Below are 16,279 nucleotides of genomic sequence, written 5' to 3' on the forward strand. Positions count from 1 at the left end.
GACAAGAGGAATATAGGTTATTATCATTATAATTAAAAATATTAATATTTCTGCTTTCACAAAAATCACCTACCTATTTAATATCATCATATTTGTCGCTAATTAACTTAATTATTTCTTCCTTACTAGCTCCTTTACATATGCACCTGCATAAAAAAACTTCTAGTTCCTCATCTATGGAATTTAAGAAATCCTTCTTATTACCCTTATTAACATTAACCATAGCACCTTTTCTTCTATCTATTGATAAGTACCCCTCATCTTTCAAAAGATTATAAGCCTTATTAATAGTATGAAGATTCACTCCAATATCTACACTTAAGTCCCTAATAGACGGGAGAGCCTCACCCTCTTCTAGCTCACCTCTTGCAATTGCTTTAATAATTTCATTTTTTAATTGTACATATATTGGAGTTTCACTATCGAATAATATCTTAATCACCTCACCACCACCTTTAAATCCTAACATTTATTCTACATGTTATATTTGCTATATATATATTATAACAAATATATTAAAATTCAATATCATAATTATTTTTTTAATTTTATTGTCAAATAAAAATTAGATACTGCGAGAATGAAAACTTTTGAGGGATTTTTATAAGTTATAGTTTTATTCAATTACCTATTTAATGAAGTAAAAAAACTCCTCAAAGGCTTGTATTTACAAGATTTTAAGGAGTAATATGAACTCTTATTATACACTTTAAAATTAAATTTGCTTAATACTAATTTATCACTATTTAATCATTGGACCAAAATCAATTTCAATACCATATATATTCTTTAAAGACAGAGCTTGTGTATTGACATCCTAAATCACTATGAAGTATTAAAGGTTTAGTTGGCTTTTGAAGCCCCATGGCGTTCTTTACAGCTTGCAGAGCAAGAACAGTGTCAAGGTGTTTAGACATTGAATAATCTATTATTTTTCTACTATATATATTCATAACTGAAGCTAAACAGCACCAACCGTCTTTAATTGTAACATTATAATCTGTCCCTCCTATTTACGCCGCATCGAACTGACTATTATATAGGTCTGCATAGAATCCGCCTTGTTCCATTAATTCGTTATGACTTCCGCTCTCCATGATATCCCCATCTTTCATAACAAGAATCAAATCCGCATTTTTAATTGTTGATAGTCTATGGGCAATAATAAATGAAGTACGTCCTTTCATTAACTCATCCATGGCATTTTGAATGATTAACTCTGTACGAGTATCTACAGAACTTGTAGCTTCATCAAGAATTAACATTGGTCGATCTGCAATCATGGCTCTCGCTATTGTAAGTTGTTGTTTTTGTCCTGCCGATAGATTCACTTGATCATTTAACACCGTATCATATCCATGTGGAAGCGTACGTATAAAATGATGCAACCCAACTGCTTTACATGCCTCTTCTAACGTTTGTTCAGAAACATTTTCTGTACAATATACTAGATTTTCACGTACCGTTCCTTCAAAAATCCACGTATCTTGAAGCACCATACAAAATTGTGCATGAACATCCTCACGTCGTAACTGATGAATTGGAATATTATCAATCTTAATTGTACCACTTTGTATTTCATTGAAACGCATTAAAAGATTCACAATCGTAGTTTTCCCTGCTCCAGTTGGTACAACAATTGCAACCTTTTGACCTGGCTTGGTAGAAACCGAGAAATCATTAATAATTGTTTTATCTGACCCTTCATAACCAAAATGTACATCTTCAAAATCAACCTTACCTTGTACATTTTCAAGCTTTCTTGTCTTTGTTGACTCTTCTTCCATTTCTTCCGCTTCAAGAAATTCAAACACACGCTCTCCTGCTGCTGCAGCCGATTGTAAAGACTGGGCAGCTTGCGCAAGCTGGCTTAATGGCTGTGTAAAATATCTTACATATAATATAAACCACGATTACTCCAAAGGAAATCGTTTTATTCATTGCAAGAACGGCACCAACTACACAAACTGCAACATAACCTAAGTTACCAATAAATGACATCAGGGGCATCATTAACCCTGATAAACATTGAAGCCATAAAAGTACTTTCTCGAAGTTCATTATTTAAATAAACAAATTTCTTTCGTGCTTCAGCTTCACCATTATAAGCTTTTACAATGGTATGCCCGGCATAAATTTCTTCAATATGTCCATTGATTTCACCTAGATGCTGCTGCTGACATGCAAAGTATTTTTGTGATTTTCCCATTATAAGCATCATTAATACAACTCCAATACAAGTTGCAACAATTGCTGTAATTGTCATGATTACATTGGTCTTTAACATCATAACCAAAGATCCAACTAATAAAGTAATTGCAGAAACTAATGTCCCCACACTTTGATTTAGAGACTGCCCAATGGTATCTACGTCATTAGTCACACGAGATAGCACATCTCCTGTTGTTGTCTTATTATAAAACCACATCGGCAAACGATTAATCTTAGCAGAAATATCTCCACGTAACTGTTTAGATATATTTTGTGTAATAGTAGCCATCACCATACCTTGTATTAATGACAGCAGAAAACTAAGTCCATAAAATATAACCAATGTCCAACCAATTCTAGCAACACCATCTAAATCAATTCCAGTCACAATTCCTTTGTAATCAAATCGGTAAGTTCTGATAATTTGTCAGGACCAATTAAGGTTAACACAGTACCCATAACTGCACAAAGTAATGCAATTACCATAACTAACCAATATTTTTTACAATATTGAAGTAACTTTACCCATGTTGTCTTAAAGTCTTTGGCTTTCTCACCACCGCCGCCCATACCTGGTCCTGGTGGTCCCATTTGTTTTCTATGATTAGATTGCCCTAATTTATATTCTTCTTTATGACTCATGCTAACTCCTCCTTCGATAATTGTGAATACGCAATTTGTTGATACACTTCACATGTTTTCATTAATTGTTCATGTGTATCAATTCCCACTACTCCCCTTCATCAAGTACTACAATTTTGTCTGCATCACGAACAGTTCCAATACGTTGTGCTACAATCAGTTTGGTAGCATCTGCACACTGAAGTTTTAATGCATCACGTAATTTACGGTCTGTCTTATAATCTAGCGCTGAGAAGGAATCATCAAAAATAAATATTTCTGGATGTCTACAAATCGCTCGGGCAATAGATACTCTTTGTTTTTGTCCACCAGATAAATTGGCACCGCCTTGTGCTACAAAGCTATCATAGCTTTCTTCTTTTGCTTCTACAAATTCAGCTGCTTGGGCAGTACTAACTGCCTCTATAATATCAGTGGCAAGAAATCCATCCTTACCATTATCTCCAAAGGCAACATTCGATTTGATAGTTCCTCCAAATAACGTTGCTTTTTGGGATACATACCCAATTTTATTATGAAGTGCGTATTGGCTATATTCCTTCACATTAATTCCGTCTACTAAAACTTCTCCTTCTGTTACATCATAAAAACGTGGTACTAAATTAACTACCGTGCTTTTACCACATCCAGTGGAACCGATAAATGCCACCGTTTCCCCCTTTTTGCAGTGAAACTTACATTACGTATTACATATTCCTCTGCATCTGGATACTTAAAACTTACATTTTTGAATTCCACTTCACCTTTACATTCTGTTTTTGAAAACGTAATCTGTCCATCTACGATAGTTGGTTTTGTATCTAATACTTCTAGAATACGTTTCGCAGAAACGGAAGCACGAGGTAACATAATAAAAATCATAATTAGCATCATAAATGCCATAACTACTTGCATTGCATAAGAGGAGAAAACTATCATATCTGAAAACAATGTCATTTTCTCCATCATACTAGCTTCTTGAATTAGAATCGCTCCCACCCAATAAATTGCTAAGGATAAACCACTCATTACTAACTGGATAGTTGGCAGCATCATAGCCATTACACGGTTGGCAAATAAATTGGCTCCCGTTAATTCTGTATTTGCTTTTTCGAATTTACGCTCTTGATATTCTTCTGCATTATATGCACGAACAACCCGAAGACCAATAAGGTTCTCTCTCGTTACTCTGTTTAGATCATCCGTTAATTTTTGAAGTCGCTTAAACTTAGGCATTGCTAAAATTACACAACAACCAACAACAACTATTAGGAACAATACCGCAAGTGCTGTTGTCAATGTCCATTGCCAACTCTTACCATAGATTTTTATAATTGCCCATACTGCTAGAATAGGTGCTTTAATCATGGCTTGTAAGCCCATTACAACAAGCATTTGCACTTGTGTAATATCGTTGGTGGATCTTGTAATCAAACTGGATGTAGAAAATCTATTGATTTCTTCCATCGTAAAGGACTGTACCTTATCAAATAGATTCCCTCTTAGTCTGGCACCGAAGTTGGAAGCAACTTTTGCGGCTAATGCAGCAACAATAACGGAACCAACAAGACTTCCTAGTGCACATGTTAACATCTTTCCTCCTGCAGTTAAGATTTCACTCATTGTGCTACCTTCGATCTGCACCAACATTGTAATTTCACTCATATAATCTGGTAATTTTAGGTCCAACCATACCTGTGCTATAATAAATACAAGGCTGATTCCTACAAATAACCATTCTTTTTTCGTTAAATTTTTAAATAATTTAATCATATGATTCTCCTTTCTGTAAGTTAGGAATATCATATCGCATAAAAAGAAACTGAAACTAAACTCATTATGCATTTATATTAATACATAAAAAAAGAGCAATTGTTCTAAAACAATTACTCTAATCAATATATTATTATACTCTATTTTGGTAAAATAACAGAAAATTTCGTTCGCTCCTTTGAGCTATATACATCAATTTTCCCTTTATGAAGTTCTACAATTCGTTTTGCAATGGATAAACCAATTCCCGTACCTTCCGAGGCATGAGAGGTATCCCCTTTCCAAAATTTATCATAAATACGTTTAGTTTCTTCCGTATTCATCTCTGGTCCATGATTAATGATGGATACAGTAATCAAATCATGTTCTTCTATCAATTCAATCTCAATATCACTATGGGTTGGTGAAAACTTAATGGAATTATCCAAAATATTAATCCACACTTGCTTTAATAATTCTTCACATCCTTCAATATAATACTCATTAAATTCCACAGTCATTGAGATTCCTTTTTGCATCCACTTATTCTCTAACATTAATACACTGTTTCGCAATTGCTCCGAAAGATTAAATTGAGAAATGTCCGTTAGAATGCTTTGATTCTCAACTTTGGTCAAATTAAGTACATTGGTTGCCAGCTCAGAAAGTCTAGTAGATTCCTCCACGATAATACTTAAATACTCCTTTTGCTTTTCTTTCGAAATCGTATCCCTTTGTAATAACTTAGCAAACCCGCAGATTGACACAATTGGTGTTTTAAATTCATGGGAAAAATTATTGACAAAATCAGAACGAAGCATCTCTGTATTTTCCAATTCTTCTGCAAGTGTATTGAAACTATTGGATATGTCCATGGCAAACGATACGTGTCCTAAATCTATTCGTGTTTGATACTTTCCATTGGCTAATCGATTCATGCCATGAATGATTGTATTGATTGGCTTTAAGGGTATACGGCTAACAATAATAGCAACTACAGTCCCGATTAATATACTAGCAATTGCAAACCAAATAGTTGGGATCCAAATATTTGGTGTGTTAAAGGTATCAATAATTTGTAGTTTATTTAACAATACAACAAAAGAACCTACAATCACCATAGTAATCCCCAATATCAAAAAACCAAAATAGCAAATACTAACGTTAATATCACTGGTGTGGGATCTTTAGTACTTATGTTTCCTTATGAACTTTATCATACTAACTTCACCGCCTTATACCCTAGCCCCCGTACGGATTCAATTTGAAATTCTGACCAACCCTCAAATCTCCTGCGTAACCTACCAACGTGTACAGTTACAGTTTCCCAACCCGAGTCACTCTCTGTCCCCCAGATTTCATCCATAAGCTGAATCCTTGTAAATATCTTACCCGGATAAGATAATAATTTAAATAGAAGCTGAAACTCTTTTTGTGGAAGCACTTGTGTTTCTCCCTCTCGTGTTACCGATAAAGAGTCTGCATCAAGTACTACATTTCCAATCATTATTTTTCGTTCACTTGTAATTTTAGCACGACGTAACAGCGCTTTAATGCGTAGCACCATTTCCTCTGCATCTACTGGTTTTGTCATAAAATCATCGATTCCCACTTGAAATCCTTTTTTCGATCAGCAGGAAGTTGTTTCGCCGAAACCATTAATATAGGTAGTTCATTTTGTACGCTACGCAAAATCTCTGTAAATTCATAGCCATCCATCTTTGGCATCATAATATCTAACACGACTAAATCAATGTGAGTTGTATCTAAAATATCCAAAGCTTCCACTCCATCGGAAGCTGTAAATACAATATACTGTTCTTCTTCTAGCACTGCTTTCATAAATCTTCTCGTATTTTTGTCATCATCTACAACAAGAATATGAACCATACTTCATCACCTCCATTTTATTATAATACATTTTCATAAACTCATTCTAAACAAATTGATACTTGTATTCTTAATAAGTATTATACTGTAGGCGTATTTATGTCACTGCCTTTATCTCTATCCCTTCAACCGATATCCTACCCCCATGCCCTTTGAATATACCTTGGATTCGATGGTTCTTTTTCAATCTTCTCTCTTAATCGATTAATATGAACCTCCACCGTTGCACTATCTCCTAATGCATCCATGCCTCATATTCTTTCATATAGCGTTTCACGGTCAAAGATAATATCCACATGAAACATAAAGAATAACAACAACTCATACTCCCGATTTTTTAAGGCAACTTCATCTCCTCGAACAAAAACACGATGTGTATCTGTATTTAATTGAAATTCTTCAATGGATAGAATTGGATTCTTTACCGTAGGAATTTCTTTCAAACGATTATAGTAATCAATATGAGTTTTTATTCTTGCCAACAACACATTGGGAGAAAAGGGCTTTTCAATATAGTCACTGGCTCCCAATCCTAGTCCTCGAACTTCATCAATATCTTCTTGGCAAGCAGTTACCATTAAGATTGGAATATCAGCTTTTCATTCAATTGCCTCCACACCTTTCCAATTTTTTTGTTTTCTGAGTTCTATTTTTAGATACAAAAAAGAAACCACTCATTCTCAAAAGCTTGAAAATAAGCGATCTCCACACTCTTTACTATTTAATTGAATGATTATAATAACATTATTTTATGAACTGTAAATTTATGTGTTTCGAGACACCATATCAAGAACTACAGATACATTTACGCCATCATAAATTGCTTTTTTTCTTCTCTTTTCAATCTTCTTGAGAAAAGCTGAAATCTCTCTCAAAGTGCCTAAAATCAAGGATTTTTATATACCTGTTCGATGTATTGCAACTATGGTCTCCACATGTGCCGTCTGCGGTAATATGTATACTTGTTGTACTTCTAGAGTTTTATATCCTAATTGATCTAGAATTCTTAAATCTCTTGCTAAAGTTACAGAGTTACAGGAAAGGTAGACTATTTTTTATGGTGATATTTTAGCTATGACTTGAAGTAGTGATTCTTAATGGCCTTTTCTTGGTGGGTTTACTAATGTAATCTAAATTTACTTAGGATATAATTATGAACCGTCCCTAATAATAAAAACCAGTAGCTATTATGGTAATTCAGAGTGTCAATAAACCCTTTTTAGGAGAAGTTGAAAAGCTGTCCCATTTGCTGGATTTGTTTTACTTCCATACTTAAATAATATATAATAATATCTAATTAGTAGGTCTTTGTAGTAGAAAGCAAATTGACATAACAGAATGTAATTATGAACATAGTCGGGACCTATATGTTGATAAAGGAGTGGTTACTATGTCATTAATTTATTTTCCGGGGTGCAAATACACTGCACATTCACCTATAAATAGTGATAAAATTCAAAACTATCTCAAAAAACGATTTGACATGCACATTACAGGCTGCTGCAGTACAAATATGAGCGGAGTATCGGATGAAGATATAGCAGTATATGTATGTCCTACATGCGGGGCTTTTCTCCAAGAACATTCTCCTCAGATAAAGTCAATCAGCGTGTGGGAGATTTTAGATGAAGATAGTGATTTTCCATGGCCTGATTACCGTGGCGAAGTGATTACTGTACAGGATTGTTGGAGGACCTATGATAATCGTGCACTACAAAATGCTGTCCGTAGTATCTTAAGTCGCATGAATATTGTAACCGAAGAAATTGAAGCATCATATGACAAAGCTGATTATTGTGGAATATCTCTTTTAAAGGCATACTCTCCCCGTTATGAGCGTTTTGCCCCAGTGCGATTTATTGAGAATGCAGGAGATAAATTTGTTCCTCGCACTGAAGAAGAACAGAAAGTTTTGATGCAAAAACACTGTGCTCAATTTAAGACTGATAAAGTTGTATGCTATTGCACAGGTTGCTTGGAAGGATTATCAATGGGAGGAGCGAACGGCATTCATCTAATGGATTTAGTAATGAATTCCGTACAGTAGATAAAATGATCAAAGAAATACCCCAAGAGATCTATTTATGATGTATCCATCACCATCGTGGATTTCCACTGACGGGTACAGGCTATACGCCTTTTCTTTCATGGGACCTTCATCAAGATATTCTGTATGGTCGCGATGATTTTCAAAATATTGATTCTCTTTAGTGATGGTAGTGCGTATGACGTCCTCATACTCCATGGCCTCTGACGGGGTTATTTCCTCCGAAGGCTCATCTAATCCTACTCACCTTGAGGATAGGGGATGATGTTCAGAGGAGAAAAAGATAAGCATCATTTCATTTACCATTGTGCTTTCCTTCAATCTTTATTGAAGTGATAGATTTTGAACTCTAAAAAAGGCATAAAAAAGCAGGATATCTTCTTTAGAAAATACGCCTGCTCATTCATTTTCAGAGAATAGTTATTTGTGTTCTTGATGAGATTAACTTGTTATCCTCCTTCATTGCTATGCATTATATAAAAATATGAGATATCTATTATAATTAACTTTTATAAATTTTGATAAAAATAAAATAATGGCAAGACGAAAATAAATTTTATAACATGCTTATAATTTTGCGTGCTCGCTCAATTACACTTCCGGGTGGAATTTTTATACACGTATATCCAAAGGACTTATACGTTTTTTCATGAATATCTTCAAAACATAAAGCTTCCTCAAAGCTAATCTTTCTTGCCTCTGAGGGCTGGCAAAAACCCAAATTCTCAATAAAGAATACCGTCTTCTGATAGATTTGTTCATTCTCAATTCTATTTATTTCTTCCAGAATATCTTTAGATGGTTGATATCCAAGATATTCACTTAGAGCATATGTGCAAAAAACTGAGCGGTCATAAATTTGAACTTCAGATGGAAGAGCTGAAAGCTGTACTTGCCTTTGTTTTTGCAATTCCACAATTTTATTAATAAAGAACGCATCCTTCCATGGCTCAGCATTACCTTGTACTTGCTCTAAAGCAATTATATCAGTTGCGGCTTCTTCTACTACCAAATAACCCATTGTTTCTAATAATCTAATAATTGAAGTTTTTCCACTTCCTGGTGCACCTGTTAAAATATATCGTCTCATAAAACACCTCCTAAAAAAATTTAATTTAAACGCATAGTCTGCCATTGTTTTTGCTCCTTCAGTTGCATATCCGTTTTCATAATATTTTTTAATCAAGATATATCCGATTCCCTAAACTTCTTCATGGTCTACAGTCTCTTTTAAAAGGCAATTTTGCCTACGACTTCCTGTGTGAGCTTATTTATAGCTAACAGATAGATATTCGTTCTTCAAAATGCTCATAATGACGATATCATGCCAACTTCCATTACGATAGAGTGCCTGACGTAATTTTCCTTCATGTATAAAACCCATTTTTTCATAAAGCTTTATGCCTCTTTTATTGAACGAAAATACTTGCAAATATATTCGATGCAAATTAAACTCATTAAATGCAAACTCTAGTATTAAAGAAATAGCAGCTGTACCGATTCCTTTTCCCCACATCTCTTTTACTCCGATATCAATAATACACTCAGCAGAGCGATTCTTATAATCTATATTTATTAAAGAAATGATACCGACTGCTTGATTAGTTTCTTTGTACTCAATAATATAACCCTTAGCATTAGATTGAGTGGCTATTGCTGAAACGTATTCTTCCGTTTCTTCCAAAGTATACATATCGAGTTGTGGACTAGTACTTTGCATAACCTCTATGTCGTTACGCCAATTATGATAGGTAGAATAATCATTTAAAGAAATTTTTCGTAATCTTATCACTTCATTTTCAAACATTATATGCTCCTCCTTAAGATAGAATACTCTCAATCATCGTATTCAGTAAATCAAATATTTTAGAAAGTTTAATACTCGGACAAAATTGATTATATTGTTGTAACATAATTCCATCAATCATTGCGATAAGTAATTCAGCAAAGGAATTTACATCAATTTTATCTCTAAATTCTCCTGCCTCAATCCCCATGTTAATGAATAACTGAATAGCATCCGCAAGCTTTTCATGCCTTTCTTGTAAATATGGAATTTCAGAAACATCATGTGAAAGAAAAAATTCTGATTTTGCACGTACTAAATTCGTTTCTGAATTTTGTATTGACAATACTGTTTTCTGAATCCAATCTTTTAGCTGCGGTAATAAGGGTTCTTTGGGATTAGGGCTTAAAACTGATTCCATGTTTAAAAAATCATCATATTTTAATGCAGCTACAAAAACAGAATCAATATTTTCAAAATGTGCATATAAACCGCCCCTCGATATTTTTGCTTCATCCATAATGTCTTTCATCGTGGCATTAGAATAACCTTTCTTAGCAAAAACATTAATGGCAGCTTTTGCAATCTTACTTTTTCGTGCTTCTAAATATTTCTCACTTACCTGTGGCATTAAAGTCACCCCCTACACTAAAATAGACATTATTGTCTATTTTAGTGTAGGGCTAAATAGTGAATTTGTCAATACTATTTCTTAACAATCTTCCAGTTGTTTTCATTCTTTTCCAATACTAAATCAAACTGTGATACTTGCATTGCCTTTGTCTGCTTAGATAAATATCAATTAAATAGAATGATTTTATTTCTTTTTTTTAATAGAGATAAAAGTTTCTCATTTTTTCGTTGTATACTAATCACTTTTCTCCTGATTTTTTACACAAAATAGGCACTCATTTCTGAAGATCCAGACATAAAAAAGAGATACCATTTTCACAGTACCTCATAACTTTTAATTTTATTCTATTGTATCTCCACACTCCATATCAATAACCACGGAAATGTTAATATATTTTTTTAACTGTTTATTACGAATATTATCACCCTCATTTGTAAAAACAAAATGGTTGAAGAAGTACCTAAAATTAAGGACTTCTATATAATTTTTCGTTATAGCAACATACAAGTCTCCACATGCCTTGAGGATCCAAAAAGATACCGTTTGGGCATGGTAGTACCTTGGCGGCAAGTTATAATTCAGAAACAGTCGCCTGGATAGGTCATTTTTTGTGTCAATTTGCACCTACTTTTGCATTACAATTCAATTTACTGTTTTGATATTCCCATTAATGAGGTTACCAAGTTATTTTAGAATTTATTTTTATATAGGGACTTGACGGTTACGTTACGTTACAGACTATAATGAAGAAAAGCAAAATATGCAAATAGAATTTCGGAGGATTTATTATGAGTAAAACATTGGTTGTATATTACTCTTATTCAAATACAACAAAAAGTTTGGCAGAAGATATAGCAATCATTACAGATGGAGATATTAGAGAGTTAATCCCGGAAAAACCTTATTCATTTACCTACAATGGCGCAACAAAAGAAACAAGAAATGAAATTGAAAGGGGTACTGTCCTAAGTTGCTGTCTGGAAATGAACCGGTAAACAAGTATGAATATATTTTTGTAGGAACACCTAATTGGTTCAAATCTTTTGCACCGCCAATATTGAGTTTTCTGCGTAGTGTTGATTTGAGCGGAAAAACAATCATTCCGTTTTGCACTCATGGTGGTGGTGGATTTGGGCAAATAGAAATCAATATATCTAAAGAATGCCCTAATTCAAAATTGTTACCGGGATTTGCGGCAACAAGCGATTTTGATGATAAGCATGTTCAAGATTGGATTGACAGCATTGAGATGTTAAAGTAAATGAAGTTCTAAATCTCAACGTTAATGGGAGGATGCTCAAAGTGCGAAAGCAGTATTATACAGTAAACGAAATAACCAAGATAGCAGGAATTACACGAAGAACCTTACATTACTATGATGAGATAGGTTTGTTGAAAGCAACAAACCTATCCTCTCATGGCTATCGCTTATATGATATGAACGATTTTGAAAGACTACAAATTATTCTGTTTTTGAAAGAAATGGATTTGCCATTAAAAGATATATCTTGCATTCTTCAATTATCAAAACAAGAACAAAACAGAATATTGGAACGTCACTATAAAATTTTATCAAAAAACAGAAATTGGAAAAGATGATGTCCAACTTAGAACGTTACTTGTCCGGTGAGGATATATTTGATTTAGATATATTTGAAAACACAAATGTTCTTCCTCTAAAAGAGCAATACAAGAGAGAGGCAAAATTTGCCTACGGTGAAACAGAAAAATTCAAAGAGTATGAGAAAAATATGTCCCTATTAACCAGCGAAGAAAAAGATAAACTCTATACTGAGTTTGATGATGGCATGAAAGAGCTGTTCAAACTATTTGCCAAGCATATGAAAGAATCTCCTACTTCGGATAATGTACAGTCCATTGTCAAACAATGGGCAGACAGCTTTCAAGACTTTTGTATGTGATAATGAAATCCTGAAATGCATCGCAAATACTTACAAGTTTGATAGCAGATTCAAAAAATATATAAACCAATTTAGTGGTGAAGATTTGAGTGATTTTATTTACAGAGCTATCATTTTCTATTGTGCTGACAAATGACTTCTAAATAATCTCCACCACCTCAACGGAAATAAGAAACAAGCCTCTAAGCTTGCCTCTACTTCTTTTACGGGTTATGTCATCTTTTTTATCTCTTCAATGGTCATCTTACAATCATCTAAGCTAAAAACCGCCTGGACACCTTTATTTATCAAGGTTTCAGGCGGGTTCAATTCTCCCCACGGCTTCTGTATGTGCTGTCCGTGGAAACATTTCTACTTGTTCTACTTCTAGGGTTTTATATCCTAATTGATCTAGAATCCTTAAATCTCTTGCTAAATTTGCAGGGTCATAGTAAATATAGACTATTTAACTATGGCTTGAAGTAATAATTCTTCACAGCCTTTTCTTGGTTGATTTGGTTCTATAATCTGAATTTACTTAAGATATAATTATAAACCGTACCTTAGATATATAGCAAGGAACTATAATTGACAGCTGGTTTGCTCCATTCTCGTATCATAATAATCTGCCATTGCATAGCTTCCAGTTGGTATTAAATTTATATTTTTATGAGTTAGACCCTTGGCACTTTCTACATTCCAAATATTTAATAATACTACAGGCTTATTTTCTTTATGTAGGCTTCGAAATAATTTTGTTTTTTCCTTTATTGTCATATTATGACCCCTTTCATAGTTGATACACTCATTATAAAGTTATCCATAATTTTATGCATACGAAAAATGAACATCTATTTCTTAATTAATGATCTAGTATAATCCTGTAAACACAAGAAGCGGAACAGCATAAAAAATGGAATACACCAAATAAGACATATCCCATTTATACTCATAGAAAATATAAGCAAAATTTCTATATTTCAATTTCTATGTTATTAATTATTAGGTTTTCCACTCCTAACAATGGATGGGGTGTTCTGGGTAACATATACCTACCCGTGTTACCAAATACCGGAAGCTCATATGATTATTTTCCACCTGGTCGATGAAGTTATTCTCATGCTTGTTAGACCATAGAATATTAAGATACAACCTTATCCTTATCCTCAATGACAGCAATTCCGTCTATTTCAAGAAGGCAAGCTGGGCGTGCAAATTTCGAGACAAATAGGACGGTGACTAAAGGTGGATTCTCTAATAAACCTACCATTTCTTGGAATACTTTGTAACCAATTCACAGGTCGCATCCACTGAATAAATAGATATTGAGTTTAACCAAATTGGCAAAGCTTGCATTTTCAGAAGCTAAAATAGTCACGATATTATTAAGCGCTTGCTTTGTCTGCAATTCCAAATCACCGACTCCAATCAGCTCACCTTTTGAATTAGTAGCATTTTGTCCGCCTATATAAATTTTTTGCCTTTCCGCTTACGGTAATCGCTTGACTAAATGCTTTTGATACGAATAGCCCCTTTGGGTTTTTATGCTCCATTTTAAATTCACTCATAATTTTTGCTTCTTTCAATCAAATCTATCCTTTTGTTTTTCTGCACTTTTAAAGCTATCTGCCCATTCTCTTACTCTACAGATGCTTTCTTCTTCTGATAAATCCTCAATCCTGGTCATAATAGACCATCTTACCCCAAAAGGATCCAAAATGCTCCCGAATCGATCACCTGAAACAAAGTTAACAATTTTTCCCTAACTTTTGCTCCCCTTGCCACTGCATTTTCAAACACCTGATCAACATCTGAAACGTAAATTGCCAAAGAATAACATGCATTATCCTCAGTTGGCGGCAAGACCAATTTGTATGACGGATTCTCTACTCCCAGCTGCAAAAAGCCATTGCCAAAATCTAATTCCGCATGAACAACTATTTTATTACCATTTCCGTCGAAAAATTCAGTAGTATCCTTAACCCTTGCATTAAAAACTGTCTTATAGAACTCTATTGCTTCAGAAGGATTCTTCACTACTATAAATGGTGTTATAGTTGTAAAGCCGTTGGGTATTCCATTCTTTGTATATTTACCTGTTACTCCTATATATTTTTTGCAATCAGCCATTTTGGTACCTCCTTTAAATTATGCCAAAATATTATTAAGCATGTGTTCATTGGATCGAATTCATCAAGCGTAATCAATCATTTATTTGAATCAACGCTTTTCATCATTATAAAACAGCTTCACTGACAACTACTGTCAGCAAAGCTGTTAAATCTGATAATATTCCATTAGCTCCGATGCAACGGTAACAAGTTTTTTCTTCAAACTCTGCGGTTCGATTACTTGAATGGCCTTTCCATAAGATAGAAGAAAATAAGGTACATATGCATGAATGGCTCTTTCGTCAAGTAAAAAAACTGCTTGATTTGACGTCCTCTCTTTCAGATGATGACCTAAAAACCAATGAATGCACAAATCGTCCAAAGCTTCTGCTCTGCCACTGATAATTAATGAAATCACTCCATCCTTACCTGTTGAATCAGGCAAAAGATTCTGCAAAAAATTTCCTAACAGAAAAGGTTTCAGGTCTTTTAAATATCATTTGTGTTCGTTTTATCTGTAAAATCCGTTCAGCTCGAAAGCTTCTGATTTGATTCCTAAGATGGCAAAATCCTACCGTATACCATTTATTGTTCCAATAAAGTATTCCATAAGGATCAATCACTCTTGACCGGGGTTGTTCTTCATGGCTTGTGCGGTATTCAATTTCTACAGAATATTCGTTTGCTACAGCCCGCTCCAGTTCTTCCAATGTCGTCTTAACAGAAGGGGCAATATTACGGTTTATCACTTCGAAACCAGCTAAATGGCGATTGAGAATACTTTCTTGTTCCCGGTTTGAATACATTTTTAATTTTTGAGTTGCATTACTTAAGGACTCACTGAAAGGGTATCCTGCTTCTTTGGCAAATACAGCGGCATGAAGAAGCGCTTTTTGTTCTTCAACATCAAAAAACAAAGGTGCTTGGATAAAATTGTTCAGCAATCTATATCCACCGTTCTGCCCTGCATCTGATAAAATCGGTACTCCGCTTGCACAGAGCGAATCAATATAACGGTAAACGGTTCGTATATTTATCTCTAATTTTTCCGCAATTTGCTTAGCAGTTATTTTTGCTCCTGAATTCAGCATCCAAAGAATTGCCAGCATATTATCATTTTTTGCCATGAGACACCCTCCTCTCCTACTTTTCTTCCAATGCAATTACTCTATGATCTTCAGCCAGCAATTTCATCTGACTGAGATAACAAATTTTATTCCTCCGACATTTCGGTATAATTCAATTTTTTATATGTTTCTCTAATATATACTCTAGTAGCTAAAATTAATTATGTCAAATGGAATGTTAATAAGAAGTTTTCATAAC

Annotated in this window: 13 protein-coding genes and 6 pseudogenes; 4 read left to right on the forward strand and 15 right to left on the reverse strand. The window is 34.0% G+C overall.

Annotation, left to right across the window (positions count from 1 at the left end; translation table 11 throughout):
- Positions 1-73: 73 nt before the first annotated feature.
- The 8 genes and pseudogenes from ACWPW7_RS20020 to ACWPW7_RS20055 form a co-directional block, all read right to left on the reverse strand.
- On the reverse strand, positions 74-442 hold the full coding sequence (locus tag ACWPW7_RS20020) for a GntR family transcriptional regulator (RefSeq protein WP_454054966.1): 369 nt from the start codon (positions 440-442) through the stop codon (positions 74-76).
- A gap of 328 nt (positions 443-770) precedes the next feature.
- The gene (locus ACWPW7_RS20025) at positions 771-1,013 is read right to left on the reverse strand and encodes a DDE-type integrase/transposase/recombinase (RefSeq protein WP_454055549.1); all 243 of its coding nucleotides are present in this window, start codon (positions 1,011-1,013) and stop codon (positions 771-773) included.
- Positions 1,014-2,802 (reverse strand): annotated as a pseudogene (locus tag ACWPW7_RS20030) (ABC transporter ATP-binding protein).
- 47 nt (positions 2,803-2,849) lie between these two features.
- Positions 2,850-4,605 (reverse strand): annotated as a pseudogene (locus tag ACWPW7_RS20035) (ABC transporter ATP-binding protein).
- Positions 4,606-4,745: 140 nt separating this feature from the next.
- A complete protein-coding gene (locus tag ACWPW7_RS20040) occupies positions 4,746-5,705 on the reverse strand; it encodes a HAMP domain-containing sensor histidine kinase (protein ID WP_454054967.1) in 960 nt (319 codons plus the stop codon).
- A 95-nt stretch (positions 5,706-5,800) separates the two neighbouring features.
- A pseudogene (locus ACWPW7_RS20045) lies at positions 5,801-6,474 on the reverse strand (response regulator transcription factor).
- Positions 6,475-6,611: 137 nt separating this feature from the next.
- On the reverse strand, positions 6,612-6,722 hold the full coding sequence (locus tag ACWPW7_RS20050; protein WP_454054968.1) for a winged helix-turn-helix domain-containing protein: 111 nt from the start codon (positions 6,720-6,722) through the stop codon (positions 6,612-6,614).
- A gap of 3 nt (positions 6,723-6,725) precedes the next feature.
- A complete protein-coding gene (locus ACWPW7_RS20055) occupies positions 6,726-7,052 on the reverse strand; it encodes a response regulator transcription factor (protein ID WP_454054969.1) in 327 nt (108 codons plus the stop codon).
- A gap of 812 nt (positions 7,053-7,864) precedes the next feature.
- On the opposite strand from ACWPW7_RS20055, the gene ACWPW7_RS20060 reads away from it, so the two are divergent.
- The gene (locus ACWPW7_RS20060) at positions 7,865-8,521 is read left to right on the forward strand and encodes a hypothetical protein (RefSeq protein WP_454054970.1); all 657 of its coding nucleotides are present in this window, start codon (positions 7,865-7,867) and stop codon (positions 8,519-8,521) included.
- A gap of 556 nt (positions 8,522-9,077) precedes the next feature.
- Here the strand turns inward: ACWPW7_RS20060 and ACWPW7_RS20065 are convergent.
- The 3 genes from ACWPW7_RS20065 to ACWPW7_RS20075 all read right to left on the reverse strand — a co-directional run bounded on the left by ACWPW7_RS20065 (position 9,078) and on the right by ACWPW7_RS20075 (position 10,938).
- Positions 9,078-9,707 carry an AAA family ATPase gene (locus ACWPW7_RS20065; RefSeq protein ID WP_454054971.1) on the reverse strand — a complete coding sequence of 210 codons (630 nt, stop codon included), beginning with the start codon at positions 9,705-9,707 and terminating at the stop codon, positions 9,078-9,080.
- A gap of 81 nt (positions 9,708-9,788) precedes the next feature.
- Entirely contained in the window at positions 9,789-10,328 is a 540-nt protein-coding gene (locus ACWPW7_RS20070) for a GNAT family N-acetyltransferase (protein ID WP_454054972.1), read from the reverse strand.
- A 13-nt stretch (positions 10,329-10,341) separates the two neighbouring features.
- Positions 10,342-10,938 (reverse strand): TetR/AcrR family transcriptional regulator, encoded by a 597-nt coding sequence (locus ACWPW7_RS20075; RefSeq protein WP_454054973.1) that lies wholly within the window; start codon positions 10,936-10,938, stop codon positions 10,342-10,344.
- Positions 10,939-11,729: 791 nt separating this feature from the next.
- Between ACWPW7_RS20075 and ACWPW7_RS20080 the strand changes: the two are divergent.
- The 3 genes and pseudogenes from ACWPW7_RS20080 (at position 11,730) to ACWPW7_RS20090 (ending at position 12,999) form a co-directional block, all read left to right on the forward strand.
- Positions 11,730-12,202, forward strand: a pseudogene (locus ACWPW7_RS20080) (flavodoxin).
- Positions 12,203-12,243: 41 nt separating this feature from the next.
- Positions 12,244-12,540, forward strand: a complete 297-nt coding sequence (locus tag ACWPW7_RS20085; protein WP_454054974.1) for a MerR family transcriptional regulator — start codon at positions 12,244-12,246, stop codon at positions 12,538-12,540.
- Positions 12,540-12,999, forward strand: a pseudogene (locus ACWPW7_RS20090) (TipAS antibiotic-recognition domain-containing protein). The gene ACWPW7_RS20085 and the pseudogene ACWPW7_RS20090 overlap by 1 nt, the downstream one beginning before the upstream one ends.
- A gap of 425 nt (positions 13,000-13,424) precedes the next feature.
- Here the strand turns inward: ACWPW7_RS20090 and ACWPW7_RS20095 are convergent.
- The 4 genes and pseudogenes from ACWPW7_RS20095 to ACWPW7_RS20110 all read right to left on the reverse strand — a co-directional run bounded on the left by ACWPW7_RS20095 (position 13,425) and on the right by ACWPW7_RS20110 (position 16,080).
- Entirely contained in the window at positions 13,425-13,619 is a 195-nt protein-coding gene (locus ACWPW7_RS20095) for a hypothetical protein (RefSeq protein ID WP_454054975.1), read from the reverse strand.
- 517 nt (positions 13,620-14,136) lie between these two features.
- Positions 14,137-14,316 (reverse strand): RidA family protein, encoded by a 180-nt coding sequence (locus ACWPW7_RS20100; RefSeq protein WP_454055550.1) that lies wholly within the window; start codon positions 14,314-14,316, stop codon positions 14,137-14,139.
- A gap of 224 nt (positions 14,317-14,540) precedes the next feature.
- Positions 14,541-14,972 carry a VOC family protein gene (locus tag ACWPW7_RS20105; RefSeq protein WP_454054976.1) on the reverse strand — a complete coding sequence of 144 codons (432 nt, stop codon included), beginning with the start codon at positions 14,970-14,972 and terminating at the stop codon, positions 14,541-14,543.
- Positions 14,973-15,119: 147 nt separating this feature from the next.
- Positions 15,120-16,080 (reverse strand): annotated as a pseudogene (locus ACWPW7_RS20110) (helix-turn-helix transcriptional regulator).
- Between the last annotated feature and the right edge of the window lie 199 nt (positions 16,081-16,279).

Source organism: Clostridium sp. Marseille-Q7071 (assembly GCF_965112025.1).

Excerpts from the sequence above, each read along its gene's own strand:
- ACWPW7_RS20105 (WP_454054976.1), bottom strand. The coding sequence starts at position 14,972 with ATGGCTGATTGCAAAAAATATATAGGAGTAACAGGTAAATATACAAAG.
- ACWPW7_RS20070 (WP_454054972.1), bottom strand. The coding sequence starts at position 10,328 with ATGTTTGAAAATGAAGTGATAAGATTACGAAAAATTTCTTTAAATGAT.
- ACWPW7_RS20095 (WP_454054975.1), bottom strand. The coding sequence starts at position 13,619 with ATGACAATAAAGGAAAAAACAAAATTATTTCGAAGCCTACATAAAGAA.
- ACWPW7_RS20040 (WP_454054967.1), bottom strand. The coding sequence starts at position 5,705 with ATGGTGATTGTAGGTTCTTTTGTTGTATTGTTAAATAAACTACAAATT.
- ACWPW7_RS20050 (WP_454054968.1), bottom strand. The coding sequence starts at position 6,722 with ATGGATGCATTAGGAGATAGTGCAACGGTGGAGGTTCATATTAATCGA.
- ACWPW7_RS20060 (WP_454054970.1), top strand. The coding sequence starts at position 7,865 with ATGTCATTAATTTATTTTCCGGGGTGCAAATACACTGCACATTCACCT.
- ACWPW7_RS20055 (WP_454054969.1), bottom strand. The coding sequence starts at position 7,052 with ATGGTAACTGCTTGCCAAGAAGATATTGATGAAGTTCGAGGACTAGGA.
- ACWPW7_RS20075 (WP_454054973.1), bottom strand. The coding sequence starts at position 10,938 with ATGCCACAGGTAAGTGAGAAATATTTAGAAGCACGAAAAAGTAAGATT.